This is a genomic window from Streptomyces rhizoryzae (assembly GCF_023155275.1).
Classification (GTDB): Bacteria; Actinomycetota; Actinomycetes; order Streptomycetales; family Streptomycetaceae; genus Streptomyces; species Streptomyces rhizoryzae.
This window is the reverse complement of record NZ_JALMUV010000035.1, coordinates 62,883-89,720: the sequence shown is the minus strand read 5'-3', so window position 1 is coordinate 89,720 and position 26,838 is coordinate 62,883. Positions and strand designations below refer to the sequence as shown.

Sequence of the window (26,838 nt, the reverse complement as noted above, 5' to 3'; positions counted from 1 at the left end):
AGCATCCGGTCGCGCAGGAAGCCGGCGTTGTTGACCAGGGCGTCCAGCCGGCCGATGGCGTCCTGGGCGGTGGCCACCCGCGAGGCGGCGCCGGCGTGGGTGGTGATGCCGCCGGGGGGCGCGGCGGCCCCGGCGGATGCGGGGGCCGCCGCGGCGTGTTCACAGCTTCCGCAGGGAGAGCCGCTGGACCTTGTGGTCCGGGCCCTTGCGGAGGACGAGGCTGGCGCGGCCGCGGGTGGGGGCCACGTTCTGCTCCAGGTTGGGGCGGTTGATGGTGCGCCACATCAGGCGGGCGTAGTCCAGCGCCTCCTCCTCGGAGACCTGGGTGTACTTGCGGAAGTACGAGCAGGGGTCCTGGAACGCGGTCCGGCGCAGTTTGCGGAAGCGGCCGAGGTACCACTGCTCGATGTCCTCGGTGCGGGCGTCCACGTAGACCGAGAAGTCGAAGAAGTCGGCGAGGCCGAGCCGGGTGCGGCCGTCCTTGCCGGGCAGCGCCGGCTGGAGGACGTTCAGGCCCTCGACGATGAGGATGTCCGGGCGGCGCACGGTCAGCCGCTCGCCGGGCACGATGTCGTAGATCAGGTGCGAGTAGACCGGGGCGGTGACCTCGGCCCGGCCGGACTTCACGTCGGCCACGAAGCGGGTCAGCGCCCGGCGGTCGTAGGACTCGGGGAAGCCCTTGCGGGACATCAGGCCGCGGCGGTGGAGTTCGGCGTTGGGATGCAGGAAGCCGTCGGTGGTGACCAGCTCGACGTGCGGGTGCTCGGGCCAGCGGGCCAGCAGCGCCTGGAGCAGCCGGGCGGTGGTGGACTTGCCGACCGCGACGCTGCCCGCCACGCCTATCACGAACGGGGTGCCGGGCTGGGAGCCGTGGCCGTTGCCGGCGTCGCCCAGGAAGGTGTTGAGGGCGCCGCGGAGGTTGCTGGTGGCGCCCACGTAGAGGTTGAGCAGCCGGGACAGCGGGAGGTAGACGTCGCGGACCTCGTCGAGGTCGATGACGTCGCCCAGGCCGCGCAGCCGTTCGACCTCCTCGGCGGTCAGCGGGAGCGGGGTCCGCTCCCGCAGGGCACTCCACTCCGCACGCGTCAGGTCGACGTACGGCGAGCTGTCGGTGCGGCGTCGTTGCGGATCCGTCGTCAGGGACACAGGGCCCATTGTCCGCGGCGGGCGCGGGCGGACCGCGGCGGGGTGCCGTCCGGCCGTCCGGGGCGCACGGACCCGGTCGTCGGGCGCCCGGAGGAGTGCGGACAAGGGTATTTTCTGACCGGGAGCGGCGCCGGTGGCCGCCGGGGAGACACAGGGGGGTCGGCGTGCGAGCACGCCTGCGGGAACTGCTGCGCGAACGCGCCCGGGAGCGCCGGCGGCGCGCGGCGGGCGCCCGGGCCGGGGCCGAGGGCTTCGCGGCCCGGGTCCACGCCGAGCTGGCCGAGGAGTTCCCGGACGCCGACATCGGGGAGGACCTGGCGGACTTCCTGGCGCACCACGAGCCCGGCGGGGACCCGGAGGCCGACGCGGAACTGCGCGCCCGGGCCCGGGAGGCGCGGGACCGGATAGCTCGCGGGTATTGAGAACGGCCCGGCGTAGGCTGCCTCCATGTGCGGAATCGTGGGGTACGTGGGCGGGCAGAGCGCCCTTGAGGTGGTGCTGGCCGGGCTGAAGCGGCTGGAGTACCGCGGCTACGACTCGGCCGGGGTCGCGGTGCTCGCGGACGGCGGGCTGGCCGCGGCCAAGAAGGCCGGCAAACTGGCCAACCTGGAGAAGGAGCTGGCCGACCGCCCGCTGCCCACCGGCACGGTGGGGATCGGCCACACCCGGTGGGCGACGCACGGCGGGCCCACCGACGCCAACGCCCATCCGCACCTGGACAACGCCGGCCGGGTCAGCGTCGTGCACAACGGCATCATCGAGAACTTCGCCGCGCTGCGCGCCGAACTCGCCGACCGCGGGCACGCGTTGGCGTCCGAGACCGACACCGAGGTGGTCGCGCACCTGCTCGCCGAGGCGTACTCCTCGTGCGGGGAGCTGGCCGAGGCCATGCGGCAGGTGTGCCGGCGGCTGGAGGGCGCGTTCACCCTCGTCGCGGTGCACGCCGACGCGCCGGACGTGGTGGTCGGCGCCCGCCGCAACTCCCCGCTGGTGGTGGGGCTCGGCGAGGACGAGGCGTTCCTGGCCTCGGACGTCGCGGCGTTCATCGCGTACACCCGGGAGGCCGTCGAGCTGGGCCAGGACCAGGTCGTGGAGCTGCGCCGGGACGGGGTGGCGGTGACCGACTTCGAGGGGGCGCCCGCCGAGGTCCGCCCCTACCACGTCGACTGGGACGCCTCGGCCGCCGAGAAGGGCGGCTACGACTACTTCATGCTCAAGGAGATCGCCGAGCAGCCGAAGGCGGTCGCCGACACCCTGCTGGGGCGGGTGGACGCCGCCGGGGTGCTGTCGCTGGACGAGGTGCGGATCCCGCCGGCGGTGCTGCGCGAGGTCGGCAAGGTGGTCATCGTGGCGTGCGGGACGGCCTACCACGCCGGGATGATCGCCAAGTACGCCATCGAGCACTGGACGCGGATCCCCTGCGAGACGGAGCTGGCCAGCGAGTTCCGCTACCGCGACCCGATCCTGGACGACCGCACGCTGGTGATCGCCATCAGCCAGTCCGGGGAGACCATGGACACCCTGATGGCGCTGCGGCACGCCCGCGAGCAGGGGGCGCGGGTGCTGGCCATCTGCAACACCAACGGCTCGACCATCCCGCGGGAGTCCGACGCGGTGCTCTACACGCACGCCGGGCCGGAGGTGGCGGTCGCCTCCACCAAGGCGTTCCTGACCCAGCTGGTCGCGGTCTACCTCGTCGCGCTGTACCTCGGGCAGGTGCGCGGGACGAAGTGGGGCGACGAGATCCGGGACGTGGTGCGCGAACTGGCCGCCATCGGCACGCAGGTGCAGCAGGTGCTGGGCACCATGGAGCCGGTCCGCGCACTGGCCCGCTCGCTGGCGGACAAGAACACGGTGCTGTTCCTGGGCCGGCACGTCGGTTACCCGGTCGCGCTGGAGGGTGCGCTCAAGCTCAAGGAGCTGGCGTACATGCACGCCGAGGGCTTCGCGGCCGGTGAGCTCAAGCACGGCCCGATCGCGCTCATCGAGGAGGACCTGCCGGTGGTCGTGGTGGTGCCGTCGCCGCGCGGCCGGTCGGTGCTGCACGACAAGATCGTCTCCAATATCCAGGAGATCCGGGCCCGGGGCGCCCGCACCATCGTCATCGCCGAGGAGGGCGACGAGGCCGTGGTGCCGTACGCGGACCACCTGGTGCGGATCCCGCGGACGCCGGTGCTGCTCCAGCCGCTGGTCTCCGCCGTCCCGCTCCAGGTCTTCGCATGCGAACTGGCCACCGCCCGCGGCAACGAGGTCGACCAGCCGCGCAACCTGGCCAAGTCGGTCACGGTGGAGTGACGCGGGTGATCATCGGGGTCGGGATCGACGTCGCGGAGATCGACCGCTTCGACGCGGCGCTGCGGCGGACGCCGGAGCTGGCGCACCGGCTGTTCATCGAGGCGGAGCTGACGCTGCCGAGCGGCGAGCGGCGCGGTATCGCCTCCCTGGCGGCGCGGTTCGCCGCGAAGGAGGCGGTGGCCAAGGCGCTGGGCGCGCCGGGCGGTCTGCACTGGACGGATGCCGAGGTGTACGTGGAGGACAGCGGGCAGCCGCGGCTGCGGGTGCGCGGCACGGTCGCCGCCCGCGCCGCCGAACTGGGCGTCCGCTCCTGGCACGTGTCGCTCAGTCACGATGCCGGGGTGGCCTCGGCGGTGGTGGTCGCCGAGGGGTGAGGCGGGCCGGCGGCGCGCGGGCGGCGCGCGTTCGCGGTGCCCGGTGCCGGTGTGACACTGGCCGCATGAGGACTGCCTACAGCGTTCAGACCGTGCGGGCCGCCGAGCAGGAGCTGATGGCCCGGCTGCCCGAGGGAACCCTGATGCAGCGGGCGGCGGCCGGACTGGCCGCCGCCTGCGCGCAGTTGCTGGGCCGGGTGTACGGGTCCCGGGTGGTGCTGCTGGTGGGCAGCGGCGACAACGGCGGGGACGCGCTGTACGCCGGTGCCCGGCTGGCCCGCCGCGGCGCCGGGGTGCGCGCGGTGCTGCTCTCGCCCGACCGGGCCCACCGCGGCGGGCTGGCGGCGCTGCGCGCGGCCGGCGGGCGGGTCTCGTCCGACGCCCCGGGCGACATCGGGCGGGCCGATCTGGTGCTCGACGGCATCGTCGGCATCGGCGGCCGCGGCGGGCTGCGCCCGGAGGCCGCCCGGCTCGCCCGCGCGGCCCGCGCGGCGGCGGGTGCGGTGGTCGCGGTCGATCTGCCCAGCGGCGTGGACGCGGACACCGGCGAGGTGGCCGGCGAGGCCGTCCGGGCCGATCTGACGGTCACGTTCGGCGCGTACAAGCCGGGCCTGCTGATCGATCCGGCGCGGGAGCGGGCCGGGGCGCTGCGCCTGGTGGACATCGGCCTGGACGTGCCGCCGGCCGCCGCCGCCGAGGCCCTCCAGCACGCGGACGTGGCCGCGCTGCTGCCGCGGCCGGCGGCGGAGAGCGACAAGTACCGGCGGGGCGTGGTCGGGGTGGTCGCGGGGTCGGCGCGGTATCCGGGGGCGGCGGTGCTGGCGGTCGCGGGCGCGGTGCGCGGCGGCGCCGGGGCGGTGCGGTACGTGGGGCCGGCGGCGGACGCGGTGCTGGCGCGGTTCCCGGAGACGCTGGTGCACGCCGGGCCGCCGGGGGCGGCGGGCCGGGTCCAGTCCTGGGTGATCGGCCCGGGGCTGGGCGACGAGTCGGGGGCGCTGGAGGAGGTGCTGGCCGCGGACGTGCCGGTGCTGGTGGATGCCGACGGGCTGCGCTTCCTGACGCCGGACCGGGTCCGGCGGCGCAGTGCCGGGACGCTGCTGACCCCGCACGCCGGGGAGGCGGCGGCGCTGCTGGGGTGCGGGCGCGCGGAGGTCGAGGCGGCGCGGCTGGCGTCCGTACGGGAGCTGGCCGCGCGCTACGGGGCGACGGTGCTGCTGAAGGGCTCGACGACGCTGGTGGCGGAGCCGGCGGACGGGGTCCCGGTCCGGGTCAACCCCACCGGCACCGGCTGGCTCGCCACCGCGGGCAGCGGCGATGTGCTCTCCGGGCTCACCGGTTCCCTGCTGGCCGCCGGGCTCGCGCCGCGGGACGCCGGTGCGGTGGGTGCGTACCTGCACGGCCTGGCGGCCCGGCGCGCGGCCGGCCCGCACGGCGCGCCGATCGTGGCGTCCCAGGTGGCCGGGGCGCTGGGGGCGGCCTGGCGGGACGTGGTGTCCTGAGGCCCGCGGTGCCCTGCCGGGGCGCCGGGGGCCGGGGTGCCGTGGACGCGTGGACGGCCCCTGCGGGCCGTGCCGTTGGCGGCTTTCCCGCCGGTTCGGCCGGGCTCGGCCCGTTCCGCGTGGCGCGTCCCCCCGGGAGGCGCGGGAACGCGAAAAGCCGGGACGGGACCGGCGTCAGCAGGGACCCCGAGGGCGGTCGCCTGCGACACTGAGGGGGATGAACGAGACAGCGAAGCGTGCCCGTGCCGCCATCGACCTCGCCGCCGTGCGGTCGAACGTCCGTGCCCTGCGGGACCGTGCCCCCGGGGCCGAGCTGATGGCCGTGGTCAAGTCCGACGGCTACGGGCACGGCGCCGTCCGGTGCGGCCGCGCCGCCCGGGAGGCGGGCGCGGCCTGGCTGGGCACGGCGCTCCCGGAGGAGGCGTTCGCCCTGCGCGCCGCGGGGGACACCGGACGGCTGATGTGCTGGCTGTGGACCCCGGGCGGGCCGTGGCGCAGAGCGGTCGAGGAGGCCATCGACGTCTCGGTGAGCGGCCTGTGGGCGCTGCGGGAGGTCGCGGACGCGGCGCGGGCCTGCGGCCGGGCCGCGCGCGTCCAGCTGAAGATCGACACCGGGCTCGGCCGGAACGGCTGCCAGCCGGCCGACTGGGCGGAGCTGACCGCGGCCGCCCGGGCCGCCGAGGCCGAGGGCGTGCTCGCGGTCACCGGCGTCTGGTCGCACTTCGCGTGCGCCGACGAGCCGGGGCACCCCTCGATCGCCGCGCAGCTGGCGGAGTTCCGCCGGGCGCTGGCGGTGGCCGACGCGGCCGGGCTGCGCCCCGAGGTGCGGCACATCGCCAACACCCCGGCGCTGCTCACCCTCCCCGAGGCCCACTTCGACCTGGTGCGCGCCGGGATCGGCATCTACGGCGTCTCGCCCAGCCCGGAGCTCGGCGCGCCGGAGGACTTCGGGCTGCGGCCGGTGATGACCCTGGAGGCGTCGCTGGCGTCGGTCAAGCGCGTGCCGGGCGGCCACGGGGTGTCGTACGGGCACCTCTACACCACACCGGGGGAGACCACCCTGGCGCTGGTCCCGCTGGGGTACGCCGACGGCATCCCGCGGCACGCCTCGGGGACGGGGCCGGTCCTGGTCGCCGGGAAGTGGCGGACGGTCGCCGGGCGGGTGGCGATGGACCAGTTCGTCGTCGACCTGGGCGGCGACCGCGCCGAGGCCGGGGAGCAGGCGGTGCTGTTCGGGCCCGGGGACCGCGGCGAGCCGAGCGCGGAGGACTGGGCGCGGGCGGCCGGCACGATCGGGTACGAGATCGTCACGCGGATCGGGAGCCGGGTGCCGCGCGTCTACGTGGACGGCGCGGCGCCCGCCGGAGGCGGTGGCGGGGACGGCGCGGCGCGGACGGGGGGCGGGGCATGACCGACGGCGGCAGGATCGCGGCGCAGGCCGTGGAGACGGCCGTGGAGGCGGCCGTCGAGACCGCCGCGGAGACGGCCGGCAACTGGGCCCGGGCGGGCCGCCAGGCGGGCCTGGCGGGGCTGGCGATCGGTGTGGTCGCGGCGGGCGCGGCGGCCGGGGTGGCGATGGAGCGGCTGACCGTCGGCCGGGGGATGCGCCGCCGGGCGCGGCTGGCGCTGGACGCGTCCGGCCCGTACGGCACGCTGCGCGGCATTCCGGGGGCGGCGGTCGCCGAGGACGGCACCGAGCTGTACTACGAGGTCGACGAGGTGGGGGAGCGGAAGCCGGCGGGGCGGGCCGCCAAGGGCGCCCGGGGGGCCGTCAACGGCTCGGCGAGCGCCCGTGCGGGCAAGGAGACGCGGGCCGCGCAGGACGCCCACAGCGGGCTGCACAAGCGGCTCAGGGCGGCTCTGGGGCGGCGCTCCCCGGCGCCGACGGTGGTCTTCAGCCACGGGTACTGCCTGAGTCAGGATTCCTGGCACTTCCAGCGGGCCGCGCTGCGCGGTGCGGTCCGCACCGTCCACTGGGACCAGCGCAGCCACGGCCGCTCGGCGCGCGGCCACGGGCAGCTCGACGGGAGCGAGCCGGTCACCATCGACCTGCTGGGCCGGGACCTGAAGGCGGTGCTGGACGCGGCGGTGCCCGAGGGGCCGATCGTGCTGGTCGGGCACTCCATGGGCGGGATGACGGTGATGGCGCTGGCCGACCAGTTCCCGGAGTTCGTCGCGGAGCGGGTGGCCGGGGTCGCGCTGATCGGGACGTCGGCGGGCCGGCTGAGCGAGGTGGGCTTCGGGCTGCCGTCGATGGGCTCGAAGGCGTTCCACTGGCTGGCGCCGGGGGTGCTGCGGGCGCTGGGGCGGCAGAGCGAGCTGGTCGAGCGCGGCCGGCGGGCCACCGCGGATCTGTTCGCGGGGCTGGTCAAGCGCTATTCGTTCGGCAGCCCGGAGGTGGATCCGGCGGTCGCGCGGTTCGGCGAGCGGCTGATCGAGGCGACCCCGATCGACGTGGTCGCCGAGTTCTTCCCGGCGTTCGCGGTGCACGACAAGACCGAGGCGCTGGTGGCGTACGACACGGTGCCGGCGCTGGTGCTCGCCGGGGAGGAGGACCTGATCACCCCGGCCGAGCACAGCCGGACCATCGCCGAGGTGCTGCCCGACGCCGAGCTGGTCTGCGTCCCGGAGGCCGGGCACCTGGTGATGCTGGAGCGGCCCGAGCTGGTCAACGAGCACCTGGTGGGGCTGGTGGAGCGGGTCAGCGCGGCCCGGAGGTCGCGCTCGGCGCGGGCCTGACACCCCGGTGTGCGCCGCCGCCCCCGGCCGGGCGCGGGACCGCCGCCGCGTCCGGGCCGTACCATTTGCGGCATGAGCACCACTGGCGTGACCGCCCGCGTAACCGTCAAGTCCCCCGATCAGATGCAGGAGTTGGGCCGCCGGCTGGCGCCGCTGCTGCGCCCCGGCGACCTGGTGCTGCTCACCGGTGAGCTGGGGGCCGGGAAGACCACGCTCACCCGCGGCCTGGGCGAGGGCCTGGGCGTGCGGGGCGCCGTGACGTCCCCCACCTTCGTCATCGCCCGGGTCCACCCCTCGCTGACCGGCGGCCCGGCGCTGGTGCACGTCGATGCGTACCGCCTCGACGGCGGCCTGGACGAGATGGAGGACCTGGACCTGGACGTCTCGCTGCCGGAGTCGGTGGTGGTCGTCGAGTGGGGCGAGGGCAAGGTCGAGGAGCTGTCCGAGGAGCGGCTGCACGTCGTCATCGGCCGCGCCGTGGGCGCCGAGGCCCCCGGCGGCCTCACCGGGCACCCGGAGGAGGACGAGGACGACGTGCGCGAGGTGAGCGTCACCGGGATCGGTGCGCGCTGGGCGGACGCCGGACTGCCGGACCTGGAGATCTGCTGACCAAGGCCGCTCCGGGGCGGTTTTCGGACCGGTCGGCCCGGTAGTTTCCGACAAGCCGTCGGCAAAATGTTGCGCGCGCGGTGCCGCGCGTGGTCACATGGGTGGGAGAGCCCTGGTTAGGTGTGCCTAAGTAGAGCCTGACCCCAGTCGCTTGCCCCAGGAGCCCGGGAGGCGTCCATGTCCCCCCACCAGCCCTCGCCGACGATGAACGAGCTGCTCGCGGCCGGTGCCGCGGCCAGCGCCGTCTCCACGCCGCCGGATACCGCGGAGGAGGCGAACGGCGCCGATGCCGCGCGCGCCGCGCGGCGGGCGGAGGAGCGGGCCGGGGAGAGCGACGAGGACGAAAGCGGCGCATCGGGGCGCCCCGCCGCGGCCGGCCGGCCCGCGTCCACTCCGGGCCGCGACGCGGCGTAACCCACACGGGCGAAGCGCGCGGGCGTCAGGGGACGACGGCGTCAGGGGACGACGACGACCTTCACGCCGCGCACCGCGAAGTCCCACAGCGCGGCGCCGTCCGCCCGCGCCTCCCGGATGCCGCCGGTCTTCCTGCCGTTCGCACCGCCCGGCGCGGGCGTCGAACCGTCGACCGCCGCGCTGAAGCCGATCACCACGCCGTTGACGGCGGCGAACCGCACCACGTGCTCGACCGCCACCCCGTCCGAGCCGGTCACGCTCACCGACCGCGAGGTGACCGGGTAGGTGCCCGGTGCCGGGGACACCGCGCTCGGCGTCACCGGGAACGTCCGCTGCGCGGTGCCGTCCGCGCCCACCAGCCAGACCCGCTTGGCGTCCAGCGCGTACACCACCCGCTTGCCGGTGCCCGACTGCGCCGGGACCGCGGGCGGGGCGGGCGGGGTGTCCTTCTTGTCGTGCTGCTCGCGGGCGGCCGGCCGCTCGGCGCTCCTGGCCTGGCCGCGCACCGGGGTCAGCGGGCCGGAGGCGGACGCGGTCGCCTGATAGCCGAGCACACCGATCGCGACCAGGGCGGCCACGGTGAGACCGGTGACGATCGTGCTGCTCTTAGCGGGCACCGCGGTGCCACCTTTCCGTACGCTCCCGGCCGCGGGCGGGGAGGGTGCTGGGTCGTGCCGACTGGGCGGGCAGGGGACCGACGGTAGCACCGCACCGGGCACCGCCGGCCGCGCCGTAGTCTTTAAGGCGTGCTGCTGCTAGCTCTTGACACCGCCACCCCCGCCGTCACCGCCGCGCTCCACGACGGTTCCCGCGTCCTCGCCGCCGCCGGCGAGGTGGATGCGCGCCGGCACGGGGAACTGCTGCTGCCCGCCGTCGACCGGGTCCTGGCCGAGGCCGGGCGGAAGCTCGCCGACGTCACCGGCATCGTGGCCGGGGTCGGCCCCGGCCCGTACACCGGGCTGCGGGTGGGGCTGGTCACCGCCACCGCCTTCGGCGCGGCGCTGGACGTGCCCGTCCACGGCCTGTGCTCGCTGGACGGCCTGGCCTACGCCTCCGGGCTGACCGAACCCTTCGTCGTGGCCACCGACGCGCGCCGCAAGGAGGTCTACTGGGCCCGGTACGCGGACGCGCGCACGCGGCTGACCGAGCCCGCCGTGGACCGCCCCGCCGACCTCGCCGACGAGGTCGCCGGGGTCCCGGCCGTGGGCGCCGGCGCGCTGCTCTACGACACCGTCTTCACCGGCGTCCGGCGCGACGGCCCGGAGCACCAGTCGGCCGCCGCGCTCGCCGAGCTGGCCGCCGCGAAGCTGGCCGCGGGCGAGGAGCTGCTGCCGCCGCGCCCGCTGTACCTGCGCCGCCCGGACGCCCAGGTGCCCGCCAACTACAAGGTGGTCACCCCCAAGTGAGCCCTCGCCCCGACGGGACCGGCCCCGCCCCGCGCGGCGAGCTGCGCGAGATGCGCTGGTGGGACCTGGAGCCGGTGCTGGCGCTGGAGCACGACCTCTTCCCCGAGGACGCCTGGTCGCCGGGGATGTTCTGGTCGGAGCTCGCGCACGCCCGCGGTCCGCTGGCCACCCGCCGCTACCTCGTCGCCGAGCAGGGCGGGCGGATCACCGGCTACGGCGGGCTCGCCGCCGTGGACGGCACCGGTGACATCCAGACCATCGCCACCGCGCGCGACCAGTGGGGCACCGGCCTCGGCGGCCGGCTGCTGGCCGCGCTGCTCGGCGCCGCCACCGCCTTCGAGTGCCACGAGGTGCTGCTGGAGGTGCGGGTCGACAACCTCCGCGCGCAGCGCCTCTACGAGCGCTTCGGCTTCGAGCCGATCGGCTTCCGGCGCGGCTACTACCAGCCCGGCAACGTCGACGCGCTGGTGATGCGCCGCCCCTCCCAGACCTCCTCCGAAGCACCCTCCGTACAAGGAACGTGAACATGGCTGATTCCCGCGGCGGACCGCTCGTCCTCGGCATCGAGACCTCCTGCGACGAGACCGGTGTCGGCATCGTCCGCGGCCACACCCTCCTCGCCGACGCGGTCGCCTCCAGCGTCGACGAGCACGCCCGCTTCGGCGGGGTGGTGCCCGAGGTGGCCTCCCGGGCCCACCTGGAGGCGATGGTCCCCACCATCCAGCGCGCGCTGAAGGAGGCCGGGGTCGCCGCCTCCGACCTGGACGGCATCGCGGTCACCGCCGGGCCCGGCCTGGCGGGCGCCCTGCTGGTCGGCGTCTCGGCCGCCAAGGCGTACGCCTACGCCCTCGGCAAGCCGCTCTACGGCGTCAACCACCTCGCCTCGCACATCTGCGTCGACCAGCTGGAGCACGGCCCGCTGCCGGAGCCGACGATGGCGCTGCTGGTCTCCGGCGGCCACTCCTCGCTGCTGCTGGCGCCCGACATCACCTCCGACGTCCGGCCGCTGGGCTCGACCATCGACGACGCGGCGGGCGAGGCGTTCGACAAGGTCGCCCGGGTCCTCAACCTCGGCTTCCCGGGCGGCCCGGTCATCGACCGGTACGCGCGCGAGGGCGACCCGGAGGCGATCCGCTTCCCGCGCGGCCTGACCGGCCCGCGCGATGCCGCCTACGACTTCTCCTTCTCCGGTCTGAAGACCGCGGTGGCCCGGTGGATCGAGGCCAAGCGGGCGGCCGGCGAGGAGGTACCGGTGGCGGACGTCTCGGCGTCGTTCCAGGAGGCGGTCGTCGACGTGCTGACCCGCAAGGCCGTCCGGGCCTGCAAGGACAGCGGCGTGGACCACCTGATGATCGGCGGCGGGGTGGCGGCCAACTCCCGGCTGCGGGCGATGGCCGAGCGCCGCTGCGAGGACGCCGGCATCCGGCTGCGGGTGCCGCGCCCCAAGCTGTGCACCGACAACGGCGCGATGGTCGCCGCGCTGGGCGCCGAGATGGTGGCCCGCAACCGCCCGGCCTCGGCCTGGGACCTGTCCGCGGACTCCTCGCTGCCGGTCACCGAGCCCCACGTCCCGGACCCGCACGCCCACGACCACGGCCACGGCGGGCACGGCGGCCACGATCACGACCACTTCCACGAGCTGAGCAAGGACAACCTCTATTCGTAGCCCGGACGTCCGGCGGCCCGCGCGCCACGCCGTATCCTGACGGCGGGCGCGGGTTACCGCCCCGTAGGAACGACCGGGGGACGGCGGGGGACGCGCGGTGGACTGGGACTGGTGGTATCTCTTCTTCCTGATCGGACCGGCGCTCTACGCCGGCCGCGCGGTGCGCGGCGCCGCCGCCGGGGCGCTGCGGACGCGGCACCGGCGCAAGCTGGCGCTCATCGAGGCGCGCCGGGCGGAGCGCCTGGCGCTGGAGGCCGCTGACCGTCCGCCCGCCCCGGTGTGCGGCTGCGAGCACCACCTCGCCAAGCACGACAAGCAGGGCGTCTGCCACGAGACGGTGCGCACCGCCGTGGCCTGGGGCGCCGACGACCGGCCCGTCCGGTACGAGGCCCGCCCGTGCGCCTGCCAGCAGTACGTGGGCCCGCAGCCGCTCGCCCGGATCTACGCCGAGGACCTGACCGACCTGGCCTGAGCCGGTGCCGGGCGGGTCAGGCGGCCGCCCCGGCGGGGTGCCCGAGCAGCATCGCGGGCGCCCCGGCGACCCGGGTGAGGAAGACCGTGCAGCTGTGCGGTCCGGCGAGCTTGAGCTTGCGGCGCAGCTCCTCGGGCTCCACCGCGGACCCGCGCTTCTTGATCACCGCGACGCCGACCTCCCGCTCCCGCAGCAGCGCCCGCAGCTTCTTGACGTTGAAGGGCAGCACGTCGGTGACGGCGTAGGCGGTGGCGTACGGCGTCGGCACCAGCTCGTCGGCCGTCACATAGGCGATGGTCGGGTCGATCAGCCGCCCGCCGACCTGCTCGGCGACCTCGGCGACCAGGTGCGCCCGGATCACCGCGCCGTCCGGCTCGTGGAGCCAGCCGCCGACCGGGCCGACCGGGGCGGGGTCCGGCGGGCCGGCGCCGAGGAGGGAGGCGCCGGACGGCAGCAGGGTGGCGCGGCGGGCGCCGGGCCGGCCGGTGCCGAACCACACCACGGCCTCCTTCACATCCCCGCCGTCGGAGATCCACTCGGTCTCGGCGTCCTCGGGCAGCGCCTCGTGCGGGACGCCCGGCGCGATCTTCAGCGCCGCGTACGGGGCCGAGCGGGCCGCGCCGACCGCCCAGGACAGCGGCGGCGCGTACGCCTCGGGGTCGAAGATCCGGCCGCCGCGGGCCCCGGTGCGCCGGGCCGGGTCCACGAACACCGCGTCGTACCCGGCGGTGCCGGTCTCGGTGACGTCGGCGCACCGCACCTCGATCCGGTCCGCGAGCCCCAGCGCCGCGGCGTTCGCCCGGGCCGCCGCGCAGGCCAGCGGATCGCGGTCCACGGCCAGGACGCGGATGCCGGCCCGGGCCAGCGCCAGCGCGTCGCCGCCGATCCCGCAGCACAGGTCGGCCAGCGTGCGGACGCCGAGGGCGGCCAGCCGGGCGGCGCGGTGGTCGGCGACCGGGGCGCGGGTGGACTGCTCGACGCCGTTGGGGGTGAAGTACATCCGGGCGGCGTCCGCGCCGAACTTGGCCGCCGCCCGCTGCCGCAGCCGGGCCTGCCCGAGGGCCGCGGAGACCAGCGGGGCGGGGTGGTCGCGGCGCAGCCGGGTGGCGGTCGCCAGCTCGTCCGCCGGGTCGTGGTCCCGCAGGGCGGCCAGCAGCTCCTGGCCCTCGGGGGCGAGCAGCGCGGAGAAGGTGTCGAGATCGGTCATCGGCACCATTGTGGGCCAGCCGGCGGCCCGGTCCGCACCCGCGGCCGGCTCAGGCCCCGGGGGCGGGCCCGGTGATCCGCGGCACCCGCTGGGTGGCGTCGGCGTCCGGCCGGGCCGGGGCCGGCCGGACCGGCTCCCGGCGCCGCTGGGCGCTGTCGCTGACCCGCAGCAGCACCGCCACCATCACCCAGTTCGCCACCATCGACGAGCCGCCCGCCGCGAGGAACGGCAGCGCCTTGCCGGTCAGCGGGATCAGGCCGGTGACGCCGCCGGTGACGACGAAGACCTGGAGCAGCAGCGCCCCGGAGAGCCCGACCGCCAGCAGCTTGCCGAACGGGTCGCGGGCGGTCAGGCCGACCCGCATGCCGCGCTGGGCGAGCAGGGCGTAGAGCAGCAGGACGGCCATCACCCCGGCCAGGCCCAGCTCCTCGCCGACGGTGGTGAGGATGAAGTCGGAGTTGCCGGCGAAGCCGATCAGCTCGGGGTGGCCCTGGCCCAGGCCGGTGCCGCCGATCCCGCCGCTGCCGAAGCTGAAGAGCGCCTGCGCGGCCTGGTCGGAGATCAGGCCCGGGGGCCGCTTGTCCGCCGGCAGGAAGATGTCCATCGGGTGCAGCCAGGCCATCACGCGGCCCTTGACGTGCGGTTCGGTGGAGCCGACGACGCCCGCGCCGACCACCGCCATGAGCAGGCCGCAGACCACCCAGCTGGTGCGCTCGGTGGCCATGTAGAGCATGATCACGAAGACGCCGAAGAAGATCAGCGAGGTGCCCAGGTCGCGTTCGAAGACCAGCACCAGCAGGCTGATGACCCAGATGGTGAAGATCGGTCCGAGCTGCCGGCCCGGCGGCAGCTGCATGCCCATCACCCGGCGCCCGGCCAGCGCCAGCGCGTCGCGGTTGACGGTCAGGTAGCCGGCGAAGAACACCACGATCATGATCTTCACGAACTCGCCGGGCTGGAGGGACAGCGGCCCCAGCATGATCCAGCGCTTGGCGCCGAACTTGTCCGCGCCGAAGAAGGCCGGCGCCATCAGCATCACCAGCGCGACCGCCATGGTCAGGTAGATGTAGCGCTGGAGGAAGCGGTGGTCGCGCAGCACCATCAGGATGACGACGCAGACCGCGACCCCGATGACCGTCCACACCAGCTGCCCGGTCGCCGCCTGGGCGATGTGCAGCCGCGGCTTCTCGGCGTAGGTGATGTCCAGCCGGTGCAGCAGCACCAGTCCGATGCCGGTGAGCAGCGTCGCCAGCGGCAGGATCAGCGGATCCGCGCGCGGGGCGAACCGGCGGACGACGAGGTGGGACACGAGCGCGATGAAGAAGACGCTCATCGCGAAGCCGCCCAGCCCGCCGCCGAACTGCCCCTTCATGGACAGCTCGGTGTAGGCGTAGCCGAAGACGGTGATGAACACGACGAAGGCGAGCAGCCAGGCTTCGGTCCGCCGGCGGTTGGGGGCCTGGGCCAGCGCCGCGAACGTCATGGTGCGCTCGGCGTCGCTCTCCGGTCCCCCGGGGCCCCGGGAAGCGCTGGTCAGTCCACGCACGGTTCCTCCGCGATCGATGGTCAGGGCCGCGGGGCGGCCGGGTCGTGGTCCGGTGTCAGCGGTCCGCGGGGCAAGACGGAACAGCCTCGGGGCCGGTTGCCGCCGACGCGCAGGTGTGTCGGAGTCCACCCGGTGCCGCCGGCCCCTGACACGGTACGCGCCCGCGGCTCGCTGGCACTCCGCTTGACCGAGTGCTAACGGCGTCATAGTCTCAGCGTTGGCACTCCCCGACGGAGAGTGCCAACACAGCGACGGGCAGGTCCGGCACCCGCGACGACGGATCCACCTGGTCGCCACCTCAGACAGTTAACCCCGTGAGATCTCCGAAGGGGGAGGTCGGATCGTGACGACCGCCAGCTCCAAGGTTGCCATCAAGCCGCTCGAGGACCGCATCGTGGTCCAGCCGCTCGACGCCGAGCAGACCACGGCCTCGGGCCTGGTCATCCCGGACACCGCCAAGGAGAAGCCCCAGGAGGGCGTCGTCCTGGCGATCGGCCCGGGCCGCTTCGAGGACGGCAAGCGCATCGAGCTCGACGTGAAGGTCGGTGACGTCGTGCTCTACAGCAAGTACGGCGGCACCGAGGTGAAGTACAGCGGCGAGGAGTACCTCGTCCTCTCGGCCCGCGACGTGCTCGCGATCGTCGAGAAGTAAGTCACCGGATTTGCCCTGATCTGCGCCCCTGGTTCCCGCGTTCTCACCGACCCGGGGCAGGGGCGCAGCTCATTTTTCGCGAGAGCGGTCCCGGCGGCGAGGCCGACGATCGCAACGAGAGGACTTGAAGCAACCCATGGCGAAGATCCTGAAGTTCGACGAGGACGCCCGCCGCGCCCTTGAGCGCGGTGTGAACAAGCTGGCCGACACGGTCAAGGTCACCATCGGCCCCAAGGGCCGCAACGTGGTCATCGACAAGAAGTTCGGTGCCCCGACCATCACCAACGACGGTGTGACCATCGCGCGCGAGGTGGAGATCGAGGACCCGTACGAGAACCTCGGCGCACAGCTCGTCAAGGAGGTGGCGACCAAGACCAACGACATCGCGGGTGACGGCACCACCACCGCCACCGTGCTGGCCCAGGCGCTGGTCCGCGAGGGTCTGCGCAACGTCGCCGCCGGCGCCTCCCCGGCCGCCCTGAAGAAGGGCATCGACGCGGCCGTCAAGGCCGTCTCCGACGAGCTGCTGGCCACCGCCCGCCCGATCGACGACAAGTCCGACATCGCCGCCGTCGCCGCGCTGTCCGCCCAGGACCCGCAGGTCGGCGAGCTGATCGCCGAGGCCATGGACAAGGTCGGCAAGGACGGTGTGATCACCGTCGAGGAGTCCAACACCTTCGGCCTGGAGCTGGACTTCACCGAGGGCATGGCCTTCGACAAGGGCTACCTCTCGCCCTACATGGTCACCGACCAGGAGCGCATGGAGGCCGTCCTCGACGACCCCTACATCCTGATCCACCAGGGCAAGATCTCCTCCATCCAGGACCTGCTGCCCCTGCTGGAGAAGATCATCCAGGCCAACGCCTCCAAGCCGCTGCTGATCATCGCCGAGGACGTCGAGGGCGAGGCGCTCTCCACCCTCGTCGTCAACAAGATCCGCGGCACCTTCAACGCGGTGGCCGTCAAGGCCCCCGGCTTCGGTGACCGCCGCAAGGCGATGCTCGGCGACATGGCCACCCTCACCGGTGCCACCGTCGTCGCCGAGGAGGTCGGCCTCAAGCTCGACCAGGTCGGCCTGGACGTGCTGGGCACCGCCCGCCGCGTGACCGTCACCAAGGACGACACCACCCTCGTCGACGGCGGCGGCAACTCCGCGGACGTCGCGGGCCGCGTCGCCCAGATCAAGGCCGAGATCGAGACCACCGACTCCGACTGGGACCGCGAGAAGCTCCAGGAGCGCCTGGCCAAGCTCGCCGGCGGCGTCTGCGTGATCCGCGTCGGCGCGGCCACCGAGGTCGAGCTCAAGGAGAAGAAGCACCGCCTGGAGGACGCCATCTCCGCGACCCGCGCCGCGGTCGAGGAGGGCATCGTCTCCGGTGGTGGCTCCGCCCTCGTCCACGCCGTCAAGGTGCTGGAGAACAACCTCGGCAAGGACGGCGACGAGGCCACCGGTGTCGCCGTGGTCCGCGGTGCCGCCGTCGAGCCGCTGCGCTGGATCGCCGAGAACGCCGGCCTCGAAGGCTACGTGATCACCACCAAGGTGTCCGAGCTCGACAAGGGCAACGGCTTCAACGCCGCCACCGGCGAGTACGGCGACCTGGTCAAGGCCGGCGTCATCGACCCGGTCAAGGTCACCCGCTCGGCCCTGGAGAACGCCGCCTCCATCGCCTCCCTCCTGCTGACGACCGAGACCCTGGTCGTCGAGAAGAAGGAAGAGGAAGAGGCCGCCGCCGGTCACGGCCACGGTCACGGCCACGCGCACTGACACCGGCCGGCCGCGCGCCCGCCGCGCGCCGTCGCAGGCCGCCGCCGAGGCCCGGTCCCGCACCCGCGGGGCCGGGCCTCGGCCCGTTCCGGGGCCCGGTCCGGCCGCTCAGGCCGAGTACCCCAGCTCCTCCCAGCGCACCGGCTCCGCGAACGGCTCGCCGCGCGCGTACCGCGCCAGCTCGTCCAGCGCGTGGTCGGCCATCCGGTGCAGCTCGGTGCCCAGCGACCCGGCGATGTGCGGGGTGAGCAGCACGTTCGGCAGGTCGTACAACGGCGAGTCGGCGGGCGGGAGTTCGGGCTCGGTGACGTCCAGTACGGCGGACAGCCGCCCGCCGCACAGCTCCGCGACCAGCGCCCGCTGATCGACCAGCGAGCCGCGCGAGGTGTTGACCAGCGTCGCCCCGTCCGGCATCAGCGCCAGCTCCCGGGCCCCGATCAGGTGCCGGGTGGCCGGCACCTCCGGCGCGTGCACGCTGACCACGTCGCTGCGCGCGCACAGCTCCGCCAGCGGCACCCGCGCCACCCCCAGCCGCGCCGCCTCCTCCGCCGCCAGGTACGGGTCGTGGACCAGCACCCGGAACCCGAACGGCGCGAGCAGCGCGATGACCCGCCGCCCGATGCGGGACGCGCCGACGATGCCGACGGTGCGCCCGTGGTTGCCGGCGCCGGCCAGCTCGGCCGCCCAGTCGTGGCGGCGGCGCAGCGTCCGGTAGCGGTGCGCGGCGTGCAGCACCCGCTTGTTGGCGAACAGGACGGCGGCCAGGGTGTACTCGGCCACCGGCCGGGCGTTGACCGACGCGGCCGAGCTGACGGCCAGTCCGCGGACCCGGCAGGCGTCGGTGACGTGGTGCTTGACCGACCCCGCCGCGTGCACCACCGCCCGCAGCCGGGGCGCCGCGGCCAGCACCTCGGCGGTGAGCGGCGGCGCACCCCAGCAGGTGAGCAGCACCTCCGCCTCGGCGAGCGCGGCGGCCACCGCGCTGCCCGGCCCGTCCCACGCGTGCGCGACAAGCCGCCGGTCCGTTCGGACCAGCCCCTCCAGGCGCGCCCACTGCGGTTCCCCCAGCAGCCGTTCGGCCACGCCCGGACCCATCGCCAGCAGCAGTACCGGTCGCATCGCCACCCCTCCTCCGACGCCGTCTCCCCCTTGCCTTCCCCGCCCGGGCCGCCCGCTCCCGCCCCGCGCCGGCCCCGTCGTGCGCGCCGGGCGCGCCCCGCCCCCGGCCACCGCGTGGCGATCCCCAACTCCCGGCTACGGTTCCGGTATGACGACTGCACTGATCACAGGAGCAACCGCCGGCATCGGCGCGGCGTTCGCCCGCCGCCTCGCGGGCGACGGGCACAGCGTGGTGCTGGTGGCCCGCGACGAGAAGCGCCTCCGCGAGCAGGCCACCGAACTCCACGACCGGCACGGCATCGAGGCCGAGGTGCTGCGCGCCGACCTGGCGACCGAGGAGGGCATCGCGGCCGTCGAGGCGCGCCTGGCGGACACCCGGCGGCCGGTGGACCTGCTGGTCAACAACGCCGGCTTCGGCAACAAGGGCGAGTACCTCGACGTCCCGATGGCCGACGAGCTGGCGATGCTCAAGGTGCACTGCGAGGCGGTGCTGCGGCTGACCACGGCCGCGGTGCGCGGGATGCGCGAGCGCCGGCGCGGCGCCGTGGTCAACGTGGCGTCGGTGGCGGCGTTCGTGCCGCGCGGTACGTACGGCGCGAGCAAGGCGTGGGTGGTGCAGTTCACCCAGGGCGCCGCCCGCGACCTGGCCGGCAGCGGGGTGCGGCTGATGGCGCTGTGCCCGGGCTTCGTGCGGACCGAGTTCCACCAGCGGGCCGGGATGGGCACCGACAACATCCCCGGCTGGCTGTGGCTGGACGCGGACAAGCTGGTGGACGCGGCGATGAAGGACCTGGCCCGCGGCCGGTCGCTGTCCGTCCCCGACCCCCGCTACAAGGCGCTGGTGGGCGCGGTGAAGCTGGCGCCGCGCGGCATGCTGGGCGGCCTGACCTCGCGGACCGGCCGGAAGTACGGCCCCCGGTAAGGGGGCCGCACCCCGCTCAACAGGCCGCCCTCTCCGTGTACTTCAGCGCCGTCTCGCGCGCCTTGGCGTGCAGGGCGTCGCCGGCCTCCAGCAGGCGCGGGAGGAGTTCGCGCCGGGTGGTCAGGGCGCGGAACATCAGGGCCACGGTGATGTCGTGCCCGGGGCGGTGCTCGATGCGGACGGGGTCGCCGGCGCGGATCTCGCCGGGTTCGAGGACCCGGAGGTAGGCGCCGGGGACCCCGGCCTGGGTGAAGCGCTTGAGCCAGCCGCGTTCGCCCAGCCGGCCCTGGAAGGTGCGGCAGGGGATGCGCGGCGAGGTGACCTCCAGGAGCAGCCGGCCGCCGACCCGCCAGCGTTCGCCGACGCGGGCGCCGGTGACGTCGAGTCCGGCGGTGGTGAGGTTCTCGCCGAAGACGCCGTTGGGCAGGTCCCGGTCCAGCTGCCGCTGCCAGTCGTCGAGGTCCTCGCGGGCGTACGCGTAGACGGCCTGGTCGTCACCGCCGTGGTGCCGCAGGTCGACCACCGCGTCGCCGGCGAGGCCGCTGCCGCCCCCGGGGCCGGGGGCGGCCACCGCCACCGGCCCGGCCGCGGGGCGTTTGTCGATGCCCGTGCCGCCCTCGGCGGAGGTGTGCGGGGAGGGCGTGGCCCGCCCGGTGTTCACGGTCAGAAGTGTCGCGCTCATGACCGCACGCTAGGACACCAGGTCAAAAGCAGACATCCTATTTTTCGCGTATGACCCAAGAAGTGCTTATGCTGGAAGGGTGATCGAAGCTCGTCATCTGCGGGTGCTGCGCGCCGTCGCCCGGACCGGTTCCTTCTCCGCCGCCGCCCGCGAACTGGGCTGCACCCAGCCGGCGGTCAGCCAGCAGATGAAGGCCCTGGAGCAGTCCGCCGGCACCCCGCTGCTGGTGCGGACCGGCCGCGAGATGCGGCTGACCCAGGCCGGCGAGGCGCTGGTCCGGCACGCCGCCGGGATCCTGGCGGGGCTCTCCGCGGCCGAGGACGAGGTCGCCGCCATCGCGGGGCTGCGCGCCGGGCGGGTGCGGCTGGTGTCGTTCCCCTCGGGCAGCTCGACGCTGGTGCCCACCGCGCTGGCCCGGATGCGGGCCGCCCACCCGGGCGTCCGGGTGTCGCTGGACGAGGCCGAGCCACCGCGCTCGATCGAGCTGCTGCGCAACGGCGAGTGCGAGATCGCGCTGGCCTTCCGCTATCCGGAGGTGCCGGGCGCGGACCCGTCCGCCGGGGCGGAGTGGGACGACCTGGTGGTCCGGCCGGTGCTCTCGGACCGGCTCACCGGCCTGGTGCCGGACGGCCACCGGCTGGCGCGGGCCGGTGCCGCGCGCTTCACGGACCTGGCCGGCGACCCGTGGATCGCCGGCTGCCCGCGCTGCCGCACCCACCTGGTCGAGGTCTGCGAACGCGCCGGCTTCACGCCCCGGATCGACTTCGCCACCGACGACTACCCGGCCGTGATCGGCCTGGTCGGCGCCGGGCTGGGCGTCGCGGCGCTGCCCGAGCTGACGCTCGCCTCGGTGCGGCCCAAGGGGGCCACGGCGGTGCGTCTGGAGCCCGCCGTGCACCGCGAGATCGTCGCGCTCACCCTGCCGGATCTGGCCCATGTGCCCGCGGTCGGCGCGATGCTCGACCAGCTGGCGGACGCCGCCGGGCGGTGACCGCCGCGGACCCCGGAGGGGCGGGACCCGCGGCGTACCGGGTCGTGAGCCGTGCGGGAACGTGGCACGGATTCGCTCGTACGGAATCGGTCGTAGGGAACGTCGTAGCGATTCGGTCGTACGGAAACAGTCGTGCAGGAACGTTTCTTCGGTAGTGCGTCCGCCGGGCCGGTCAGGCGCCGGGCACGGTCGCGTGGCCGGGCAGCGAACTCGCCGGGACCATCCGGTGGCGGGCCCGGCCCATGAGTTCCTCGCGCTCGTCCTCGGTCAGGCCGCCCCAGACGCCGTAGGGCTCGCGGACCGCCAGTGCATGCGCCGCGCACTGGGCCCGCACGGGGCAGCGCATGCAGACCTCCTTCGCCGACGCCTCCCGCGCGCTGCGGGCCGCCCCCCGCTCACCCTCGGGGTGGAAGAAGAGCGAGCTGTCCACACCACGGCAGGCGGCCAGCAGCTGCCAGTCCCAGAGGTCTGCGTTCGGGCCCGGGAGGCGGGAGAAATCTGCCATTGCTTGTCCCCTCGGAAGCGATGCGTATCGGGCTCGGTGCTCACGACGGTACATCTACTGTCTAAGTAGATGTAAATATGACTCATTGCGAATCTAGCCTCAGTCCACGCGAAAATGGAAGAAACAGAGCCAAATAGGGCATAGGGTGCACGCGGGATGCCGGTCGACCGGTGAATCGTCTGCGTATCCGGCTCCTCACGGAGCGTGCTGAACTCGGTCACCGAAGCCGTAACTCTTTCGAGTGACCGTCGTTGAGTGTGCGGAGGTGGTTGGCGGAGGGAGGTCTCGGGCAGGTGTCCGAGGCGGCCGTCAATCGCCCAGGTGACGATACGTACCAGCCTGGAGGCTCAAGGTGACGCGCATCAGCTGCGGAGGACGGTCATGACTTCCGTCCTCGTCTGCGACGACTCCCCGCTTGCCCGAGAGGCGCTCCGACGTGCGGTTGCGACCGTGCCCGGCGTCGAGCGCGTGACCACCGCGGCCAATGGCGAGGAGGTCCTCCGCCGCTGGGGGGCCGACCGCTCGGACCTGATTCTGATGGACGTGCGGATGCCCGGCCTCGGCGGTGTCGAGACCGTGCGCCGTCTGCTGTCCGCGGACCCCGGTGCCCGGATCATCATGCTCACCGTGGCCGAGGACCTGGACGGGGTCGCGCTCGCGGTCGCCGCCGGCGCCCGCGGCTATCTGCACAAGGACGCCTCGCGCGCCGAGCTGCGGGCGACGGTGACCCAGGCGCTGGCCGACCCGACGTGGCGGCTCGCCCCGCGCCGGCTGCGGTCCGCCGAGATGGGCGCCGCGCCGACGCTGACCGCCCGGGAGATCCAGGTGCTGGAGGGGATGAGCCACGGCCGCTCCAACGCCGAGATCGGCCGGGAGCTGTTCCTCTCCGAGGACACCGTCAAGACGCACGCCCGGCGGCTGTTCAAGAAGCTCGGCGCCTCCGACCGGGCGCACGCCGTCGCGCTCGGCTTCCGCTGGGGCCTGGTCCGCTGACACCGCTGTGCACACGGGGTTACGACGCCCACCCGCTCGCCGGGCCGCGTACGTCGTAACCCCGCTGCGTCGATGCCGGGCGCCGAAAGCTCACGCGATGCCGCATCCTTGAGGCGTGACTCCTCCCCGGCGGAGGCCGGGGCTTCTCACTCGGCCAGAAGAGACCTCATGACGGACAAGCCCTGCCCGGTGCCCTCCGGCACGCAGACAAGCTACCGGCGAGGCCCCGTGGTCGGTATGGGTACAACCCGAACGGGGGAGGCGTAGAACGTGAGTGCTAGCGCGACGGCTCGTAACGGTTGGGGGGCGAACGACGGGGGTGATGCCGCGGATCGTCCGGCGTCGGGGCACCATGGACCGATGCGTGAGGACGGGAAGCAGGAGATCGGCGCCCTCGTCGCACGCGCCGTCGAGGGCGACCGGCAGGCCACCCACGATCTGCTGGCCCATGTGCACCCGCTCGCCCTGCGCTACTGCCGCACCCGGCTCTCCCGGCTGCCCGGCGACGCCCGGCACTTCGTCGAGGACCTGGCGCAGGAGGTCTGCGTGGCGGTGCTCTGCGCGCTGCCGCGCTACCGCGACACCGGGAAGCCCTTCGAGGCGTTCGTCTTCGCGATCGCCGGGCACAAGGTCGCCGATCTACAGCGGGCCGCGATGCGGCATCCGGGGAGCACGGCGGTGCCGTCGGACGAGATGCCCGAGCAGCCGGACGATTCGCTGGGCCCCGAGGAGCGCGCGCTGCTGAGCAGCGACGCGGAGTGGGCCAAGAAGCTGCTGGCCAATCTGCCGGAGAACCAGCGGGAGCTGGTGCTGCTGCGGGTCGCGGTGGGGCTGACGGCGGAGGAGACCGGGCAGATGCTGGGGATGTCGCCGGGTGCGGTGCGGGTCGCCCAGCACCGCGCGCTGAGCCGGCTGCGGGCGCTCGCCGAGCAGTAGCGGCGGTCCGGTGCCGCGGTCCGGTGCCGCGGTCCGGTGTCGTGAAGTCGCCGTAGGAAAGTACGAGTGACGAGCCCCTCATTGCTCGTGGATTGGGACACCCCACAAGCCCGTTAGCATGGGAGTCCGCGCTGAGGCAAGAGCATTGGGGAAGGTGTCATGACTGACAACGTCGAGGGTATGCCCGCCAAATTCGCCATGCTCGGGCTCACATACGACGATGTGCTGCTGCTGCCCGGCGCGTCCGAAGTGCTGCCCAATGCCGTGAGCACCGCGTCCCGCGTCTCGCGGAACGTCCGGGTCAACATCCCGCTGCTCTCGGCCGCCATGGACAAGGTCACCGAGGCGCGGATGGCGATCGCGATGGCCCGGCAGGGCGGCGCGGGCGTGCTGCACCGCAACCTGTCCATCGAGGACCAGGCCAACCAGGTGGACCTGGTCAAGCGCTCCGAGTCCGGGATGGTCACCGACCCGATCACGGTCCGGCCGGACGCGCCGCTGGCGGAGGCCGACGCGCTGTGCGCCAAGTTCCGGATCAGCGGGGTGCCGGTCACCGACGCGGCGGGCAAGCTGCTGGGCATCGTGACCAACCGCGACATGGCCTTCGAGATGGACCGCAGCCGCCAGGTCCGCGAGGTCATGACGCCGATGCCGCTGGTCACCGGCAAGGTCGGCATCTCCGGTGACGACGCCATCGAGCTGCTGCGCCGCCACAAGATCGAGAAGCTGCCGCTGGTGGACGACGCCGGGGTGCTCAAGGGCCTGATCACGGTCAAGGACTTCGTCAAGGCGGAGAAGTACCCGCACGCCGCCAAGGACGCCGAGGGCCGGCTGATCGTCGGGGCCGCGGTCGGTGTCGGCGACGCGGCGTACGACCGGGCGCAGGCGCTGGTCGAGGCCGGTGCGGACTTCCTGGTCGTGGACAGCGCGCACGGCCACAGCCGCGGCATCCTCGACATGATCGCCAAGGTGAAGTCCAACATCAACGTCGATGTGGTCGGCGGCAACGTCGCCACCCGCGACGGCGCCCAGGCGCTGATCGACGCGGGCGTGGACGGGGTGAAGGTCGGTGTCGGCCCGGGCTCCATCTGCACCACGCGGGTGGTCGCCGGCATCGGCGTCCCGCAGGTCACCGCGATCTACGAGGCCGCCCAGGCGTGCCACGCGGCGGACGTGCCGCTGATCGGCGACGGCGGCCTCCAGTACTCCGGCGACATCGCCAAGGCGATCGCGGCCGGTGCGGACACCGTGATGCTGGGCTCGCTGCTGGCCGGCTGCGAGGAGTCGCCGGGCGAGATGGTCTTCGTCAACGGCAAGCAGTTCAAGTCGTACCGCGGGATGGGCTCGCTGGGCGCGATGCAGTCCCGCGGCCAGGGGCGGTCGTACTCCAAGGACCGCTACTTCCAGGACAACGTCCTCTCCGAGGACAAGCTGGTGCCGGAGGGCATCGAGGGCCAGGTGCCCTACCGCGGCCCGCTGGCCTCGGTCGCGCACCAGCTCGTCGGCGGTCTGCGGGCCTCCATGGGCTACGTCGGCTCCGCCGACATCCCCGAGCTGAAGGAGAAGGGCCGCTTCGTGCGGATCACCGCGGCGGGTCTGAAGGAGAGCCACCCGCACGACGTCCAGATGGTCACCGAGGCGCCCAACTACGCCCGGAGCTGACCCGGCCGCCCGGCGCGGGCACGGCCGGATGCGCCCCCGGTGTCCCCCGTCGGGGATACTGGGGGCGTATCCGTAGGAAGGCAGAACCAGTGACTGAGATCGAGATCGGGCGCGGCAAGCGCGGCCGCCGGGCATACGCGTTCGACGACATCGCCGTGGTACCCAGTCGGCGCACCCGTGACCCGAAGGAGGTCTCGATCGCCTGGCAGATCGACGCCTACCGCTTCGAGCTGCCGTTCCTGGCGGCGCCGATGGACTCGGTGGTCTCACCGAAGACCGCGATCCGCATCGGTGAGCTGGGCGGCCTCGGCGTGCTCAACCTCGAAGGGCTGTGGACCCGCTACGAGGACCCCGAGCCGCTGCTGGCGGAGATCGCCGAGCTGGACGGTGCGACGGCCACCAAGCGGCTCCAGGAGATCTACGCGGCGCCGATCAAGGAGGAGCTGATCGGGCAGCGTCTCAAGGAGGTGCGCGACGCCGGTGTGGTGACCGCCGCGGCGCTCTCCCCGCAGCGCACCGCGCAGTTCTCCAAGGCGGTCGTGGACGCCGGGGTGGACATCTTCGTGATCCGCGGGACGACGGTCTCCGCCGAGCACGTCTCCAGCGCCGCCGAGCCGCTGAACCTCAAGCAGTTCATCTACGAGCTCGACGTGCCGGTGATCGTCGGCGGCTGCGCCACGTACACCGCGGCGCTGCACCTGATGCGGACCGGCGCGGCCGGTGTGCTCGTCGGCTTCGGCGGCGGTGCCGCCCACACCACGCGCAACGTGCTGGGCATCCAGGTCCCGATGGCGACCGCGGTGGCCGATGTCGCCGCCGCCCGCCGGGACTACATGGACGAGTCCGGCGGCCGGTACGTGCACGTCATCGCGGACGGCGGGGTCGGGTACTCCGGCGACCTGCCGAAGGCGATCGCCTGCGGTGCCGACGCGGTGATGATGGGCTCGCCGCTGGCGCGCGCGACGGACGCACCGGGCCGCGGCCACCACTGGGGCATGGAGGCGGTCCATCAGGACGTGCCGCGCGGCAAGCGGGTGGACCTCGGTGCGGTCGGCACGACCGAGGAGATCCTGTGCGGTCCCTCGACGACGCCGGACGGGACGATGAACTTCTTCGGGGCGCTGCGGCGGGCGATGGCCACCACGGGGTACTCGGAGCTGAAGGAGTTCCAGCGGGTGGAGGTCACGGTGGCCCCCGGGCGGTAGCCGCACGTTGTCGGCCGGGGCGGTGGTCCGGAC

The 26,838-nt window shown here is 74.2% G+C and carries 27 protein-coding genes; 20 read left to right on the top strand and 7 right to left on the bottom strand.

The annotated features are described in order from the left end of the window. Positions 1-159 precede the first annotated feature (159 nt). Positions 160-1,146 carry a type I pantothenate kinase gene (gene coaA, locus MUU72_RS25005; protein ID WP_248015637.1) on the bottom strand — a complete coding sequence of 329 codons (987 nt, stop codon included), beginning with the start codon at positions 1,144-1,146 and terminating at the stop codon, positions 160-162. 164 nt (positions 1,147-1,310) lie between these two features. Here coaA and MUU72_RS25000 point away from each other — a divergent pair, with 164 nt between their 5' ends. The 8 genes from MUU72_RS25000 (at position 1,311) to MUU72_RS24965 (ending at position 9,076) form a co-directional block, all read left to right on the top strand. Next, the gene (locus tag MUU72_RS25000) at positions 1,311-1,568 is read left to right on the top strand and encodes a hypothetical protein (RefSeq protein ID WP_248015636.1); all 258 of its coding nucleotides are present in this window, start codon (positions 1,311-1,313) and stop codon (positions 1,566-1,568) included. Between the two features lie 25 nt (positions 1,569-1,593). Further along, the gene (glmS, locus tag MUU72_RS24995) at positions 1,594-3,441 is read left to right on the top strand and encodes a glutamine--fructose-6-phosphate transaminase (isomerizing) (RefSeq protein WP_248015635.1); all 1,848 of its coding nucleotides are present in this window, start codon (positions 1,594-1,596) and stop codon (positions 3,439-3,441) included. Between the two features lie 5 nt (positions 3,442-3,446). Then, positions 3,447-3,815, top strand: coding sequence for a holo-ACP synthase (locus MUU72_RS24990; RefSeq protein ID WP_066980925.1), 369 nt, complete (start codon positions 3,447-3,449; stop codon positions 3,813-3,815). Positions 3,816-3,880: 65 nt separating this feature from the next. Continuing rightward, the gene (locus MUU72_RS24985; protein ID WP_248015634.1) at positions 3,881-5,314 is read left to right on the top strand and encodes an NAD(P)H-hydrate dehydratase; all 1,434 of its coding nucleotides are present in this window, start codon (positions 3,881-3,883) and stop codon (positions 5,312-5,314) included. Positions 5,315-5,531: 217 nt separating this feature from the next. Continuing rightward, positions 5,532-6,725 carry an alanine racemase gene (alr, locus tag MUU72_RS24980; RefSeq protein WP_248015633.1) on the top strand — a complete coding sequence of 398 codons (1,194 nt, stop codon included), beginning with the start codon at positions 5,532-5,534 and terminating at the stop codon, positions 6,723-6,725. Beyond that, positions 6,722-8,053, top strand: a complete 1,332-nt coding sequence (locus MUU72_RS24975; protein ID WP_248015632.1) for an alpha/beta fold hydrolase — start codon at positions 6,722-6,724, stop codon at positions 8,051-8,053. The genes alr and MUU72_RS24975 overlap by 4 nt, the downstream gene beginning before the upstream one ends. A gap of 72 nt (positions 8,054-8,125) precedes the next feature. Beyond that, entirely contained in the window at positions 8,126-8,662 is a 537-nt protein-coding gene (tsaE, locus tag MUU72_RS24970) for a tRNA (adenosine(37)-N6)-threonylcarbamoyltransferase complex ATPase subunit type 1 TsaE (protein ID WP_248015631.1), read from the top strand. 177 nt (positions 8,663-8,839) lie between these two features. Then, positions 8,840-9,076, top strand: coding sequence for a hypothetical protein (locus MUU72_RS24965; RefSeq protein ID WP_248015630.1), 237 nt, complete (start codon positions 8,840-8,842; stop codon positions 9,074-9,076). A gap of 41 nt (positions 9,077-9,117) precedes the next feature. Here the strand turns inward: MUU72_RS24965 and MUU72_RS24960 are convergent, their stop codons facing one another. After that, positions 9,118-9,693 (bottom strand): hypothetical protein, encoded by a 576-nt coding sequence (locus MUU72_RS24960; RefSeq protein WP_248015629.1) that lies wholly within the window; start codon positions 9,691-9,693, stop codon positions 9,118-9,120. 129 nt (positions 9,694-9,822) lie between these two features. Here MUU72_RS24960 and tsaB point away from each other — a divergent pair, with 129 nt between their 5' ends. The 4 genes from tsaB to MUU72_RS24940 all read left to right on the top strand — a co-directional run bounded on the left by tsaB (position 9,823) and on the right by MUU72_RS24940 (position 12,620). Continuing rightward, positions 9,823-10,482, top strand: coding sequence for a tRNA (adenosine(37)-N6)-threonylcarbamoyltransferase complex dimerization subunit type 1 TsaB (gene tsaB / locus MUU72_RS24955; protein ID WP_248015628.1), 660 nt, complete (start codon positions 9,823-9,825; stop codon positions 10,480-10,482). A gap of 50 nt (positions 10,483-10,532) precedes the next feature. Beyond that, a complete protein-coding gene (gene rimI / locus MUU72_RS24950; RefSeq protein ID WP_248015644.1) occupies positions 10,533-11,006 on the top strand; it encodes a ribosomal protein S18-alanine N-acetyltransferase in 474 nt (157 codons plus the stop codon). A 2-nt stretch (positions 11,007-11,008) separates the two neighbouring features. Continuing rightward, complete coding sequence (gene tsaD, locus MUU72_RS24945; protein ID WP_248015627.1) at positions 11,009-12,148, top strand: tRNA (adenosine(37)-N6)-threonylcarbamoyltransferase complex transferase subunit TsaD; 1,140 nt, start codon at positions 11,009-11,011, stop codon at positions 12,146-12,148. A 97-nt stretch (positions 12,149-12,245) separates the two neighbouring features. Next, positions 12,246-12,620, top strand: coding sequence for a hypothetical protein (locus MUU72_RS24940; protein ID WP_248015626.1), 375 nt, complete (start codon positions 12,246-12,248; stop codon positions 12,618-12,620). Between the two features lie 16 nt (positions 12,621-12,636). Here the strand turns inward: MUU72_RS24940 and MUU72_RS24935 are convergent, their stop codons facing one another. Together MUU72_RS24935 and MUU72_RS24930 are read right to left on the bottom strand one after the other, a co-directional pair. After that, positions 12,637-13,827 (bottom strand): class I SAM-dependent methyltransferase, encoded by a 1,191-nt coding sequence (locus tag MUU72_RS24935; RefSeq protein WP_248015625.1) that lies wholly within the window; start codon positions 13,825-13,827, stop codon positions 12,637-12,639. A gap of 49 nt (positions 13,828-13,876) precedes the next feature. Beyond that, complete coding sequence (locus MUU72_RS24930) at positions 13,877-15,310, bottom strand: FtsW/RodA/SpoVE family cell cycle protein (RefSeq protein ID WP_248015643.1); 1,434 nt, start codon at positions 15,308-15,310, stop codon at positions 13,877-13,879. A 406-nt stretch (positions 15,311-15,716) separates the two neighbouring features. Here MUU72_RS24930 and groES point away from each other — a divergent pair, with 406 nt between their 5' ends. Together groES and groL are read left to right on the top strand one after the other, a co-directional pair. Further along, positions 15,717-16,025: a co-chaperone GroES gene (gene groES / locus MUU72_RS24925; RefSeq protein ID WP_066988311.1), complete on the top strand. Its 309-nt coding sequence runs from the start codon at positions 15,717-15,719 to the stop codon at positions 16,023-16,025. 136 nt (positions 16,026-16,161) lie between these two features. After that, a complete protein-coding gene (gene groL / locus MUU72_RS24920) occupies positions 16,162-17,790 on the top strand; it encodes a chaperonin GroEL (protein ID WP_248015624.1) in 1,629 nt (542 codons plus the stop codon). Positions 17,791-17,898: 108 nt separating this feature from the next. On the opposite strand, the gene MUU72_RS24915 is transcribed toward groL, so the two are convergent. Beyond that, a complete protein-coding gene (locus MUU72_RS24915) occupies positions 17,899-18,909 on the bottom strand; it encodes a hydroxyacid dehydrogenase (RefSeq protein WP_248015623.1) in 1,011 nt (336 codons plus the stop codon). Between the two features lie 148 nt (positions 18,910-19,057). Between MUU72_RS24915 and MUU72_RS24910 the strand changes: the two genes are divergently transcribed. Further along, positions 19,058-19,831 carry an SDR family NAD(P)-dependent oxidoreductase gene (locus tag MUU72_RS24910; protein WP_248015622.1) on the top strand — a complete coding sequence of 258 codons (774 nt, stop codon included), beginning with the start codon at positions 19,058-19,060 and terminating at the stop codon, positions 19,829-19,831. 16 nt (positions 19,832-19,847) lie between these two features. On the opposite strand, the gene MUU72_RS24905 is transcribed toward MUU72_RS24910, so the two are convergent. Next, positions 19,848-20,513: an MOSC domain-containing protein gene (locus MUU72_RS24905; RefSeq protein WP_248015621.1), complete on the bottom strand. Its 666-nt coding sequence runs from the start codon at positions 20,511-20,513 to the stop codon at positions 19,848-19,850. Between the two features lie 79 nt (positions 20,514-20,592). On the opposite strand from MUU72_RS24905, the gene MUU72_RS24900 reads away from it, so the two are divergent. Continuing rightward, positions 20,593-21,504, top strand: a complete 912-nt coding sequence (locus tag MUU72_RS24900) for a LysR family transcriptional regulator (protein WP_248015620.1) — start codon at positions 20,593-20,595, stop codon at positions 21,502-21,504. A gap of 172 nt (positions 21,505-21,676) precedes the next feature. On the opposite strand, the gene MUU72_RS24895 is transcribed toward MUU72_RS24900, so the two are convergent. Continuing rightward, positions 21,677-22,009: a WhiB family transcriptional regulator gene (locus MUU72_RS24895; RefSeq protein ID WP_248015619.1), complete on the bottom strand. Its 333-nt coding sequence runs from the start codon at positions 22,007-22,009 to the stop codon at positions 21,677-21,679. Positions 22,010-22,390: 381 nt separating this feature from the next. Here MUU72_RS24895 and MUU72_RS24890 point away from each other — a divergent pair, with 381 nt between their 5' ends. The 4 genes from MUU72_RS24890 to MUU72_RS24875 all read left to right on the top strand — a co-directional run bounded on the left by MUU72_RS24890 (position 22,391) and on the right by MUU72_RS24875 (position 26,805). Next, positions 22,391-23,002 (top strand): response regulator transcription factor, encoded by a 612-nt coding sequence (locus tag MUU72_RS24890; protein WP_003948568.1) that lies wholly within the window; start codon positions 22,391-22,393, stop codon positions 23,000-23,002. A gap of 360 nt (positions 23,003-23,362) precedes the next feature. Beyond that, complete coding sequence (locus MUU72_RS24885; protein ID WP_066988322.1) at positions 23,363-23,938, top strand: sigma-70 family RNA polymerase sigma factor; 576 nt, start codon at positions 23,363-23,365, stop codon at positions 23,936-23,938. A gap of 159 nt (positions 23,939-24,097) precedes the next feature. Next, complete coding sequence (gene guaB, locus MUU72_RS24880) at positions 24,098-25,600, top strand: IMP dehydrogenase (RefSeq protein WP_248015618.1); 1,503 nt, start codon at positions 24,098-24,100, stop codon at positions 25,598-25,600. A gap of 89 nt (positions 25,601-25,689) precedes the next feature. Then, a complete protein-coding gene (locus MUU72_RS24875) occupies positions 25,690-26,805 on the top strand; it encodes a GuaB3 family IMP dehydrogenase-related protein (protein ID WP_248015617.1) in 1,116 nt (371 codons plus the stop codon). The last annotated feature ends 33 nt before the right edge of the window (positions 26,806-26,838 follow it).

Excerpts from the sequence above, each read along its gene's own strand:
- guaB (WP_248015618.1), top strand. The coding sequence starts at position 24,098 with ATGACTGACAACGTCGAGGGTATGCCCGCCAAATTCGCCATGCTCGGG.
- alr (WP_248015633.1), top strand. The coding sequence starts at position 5,532 with ATGAACGAGACAGCGAAGCGTGCCCGTGCCGCCATCGACCTCGCCGCC.
- glmS (WP_248015635.1), top strand. The coding sequence starts at position 1,594 with ATGTGCGGAATCGTGGGGTACGTGGGCGGGCAGAGCGCCCTTGAGGTG.
- MUU72_RS24885 (WP_066988322.1), top strand. The coding sequence starts at position 23,363 with ATGCGTGAGGACGGGAAGCAGGAGATCGGCGCCCTCGTCGCACGCGCC.
- MUU72_RS24915 (WP_248015623.1), bottom strand. The coding sequence starts at position 18,909 with ATGCGACCGGTACTGCTGCTGGCGATGGGTCCGGGCGTGGCCGAACGG.
- MUU72_RS24975 (WP_248015632.1), top strand. The coding sequence starts at position 6,722 with ATGACCGACGGCGGCAGGATCGCGGCGCAGGCCGTGGAGACGGCCGTG.
- tsaD (WP_248015627.1), top strand. The coding sequence starts at position 11,009 with ATGGCTGATTCCCGCGGCGGACCGCTCGTCCTCGGCATCGAGACCTCC.
- rimI (WP_248015644.1), top strand. The coding sequence starts at position 10,533 with ATGCGCTGGTGGGACCTGGAGCCGGTGCTGGCGCTGGAGCACGACCTC.
- groL (WP_248015624.1), top strand. The coding sequence starts at position 16,162 with ATGGCGAAGATCCTGAAGTTCGACGAGGACGCCCGCCGCGCCCTTGAG.
- MUU72_RS24910 (WP_248015622.1), top strand. The coding sequence starts at position 19,058 with ATGACGACTGCACTGATCACAGGAGCAACCGCCGGCATCGGCGCGGCG.
- MUU72_RS24890 (WP_003948568.1), top strand. The coding sequence starts at position 22,391 with ATGACTTCCGTCCTCGTCTGCGACGACTCCCCGCTTGCCCGAGAGGCG.
- tsaE (WP_248015631.1), top strand. The coding sequence starts at position 8,126 with ATGAGCACCACTGGCGTGACCGCCCGCGTAACCGTCAAGTCCCCCGAT.
- MUU72_RS24985 (WP_248015634.1), top strand. The coding sequence starts at position 3,881 with ATGAGGACTGCCTACAGCGTTCAGACCGTGCGGGCCGCCGAGCAGGAG.
- MUU72_RS24965 (WP_248015630.1), top strand. The coding sequence starts at position 8,840 with ATGTCCCCCCACCAGCCCTCGCCGACGATGAACGAGCTGCTCGCGGCC.
- MUU72_RS24930 (WP_248015643.1), bottom strand. The coding sequence starts at position 15,310 with ATGACGTTCGCGGCGCTGGCCCAGGCCCCCAACCGCCGGCGGACCGAA.
- MUU72_RS24905 (WP_248015621.1), bottom strand. The coding sequence starts at position 20,513 with ATGAGCGCGACACTTCTGACCGTGAACACCGGGCGGGCCACGCCCTCC.
- MUU72_RS24935 (WP_248015625.1), bottom strand. The coding sequence starts at position 13,827 with ATGACCGATCTCGACACCTTCTCCGCGCTGCTCGCCCCCGAGGGCCAG.
- MUU72_RS24895 (WP_248015619.1), bottom strand. The coding sequence starts at position 22,009 with ATGGCAGATTTCTCCCGCCTCCCGGGCCCGAACGCAGACCTCTGGGAC.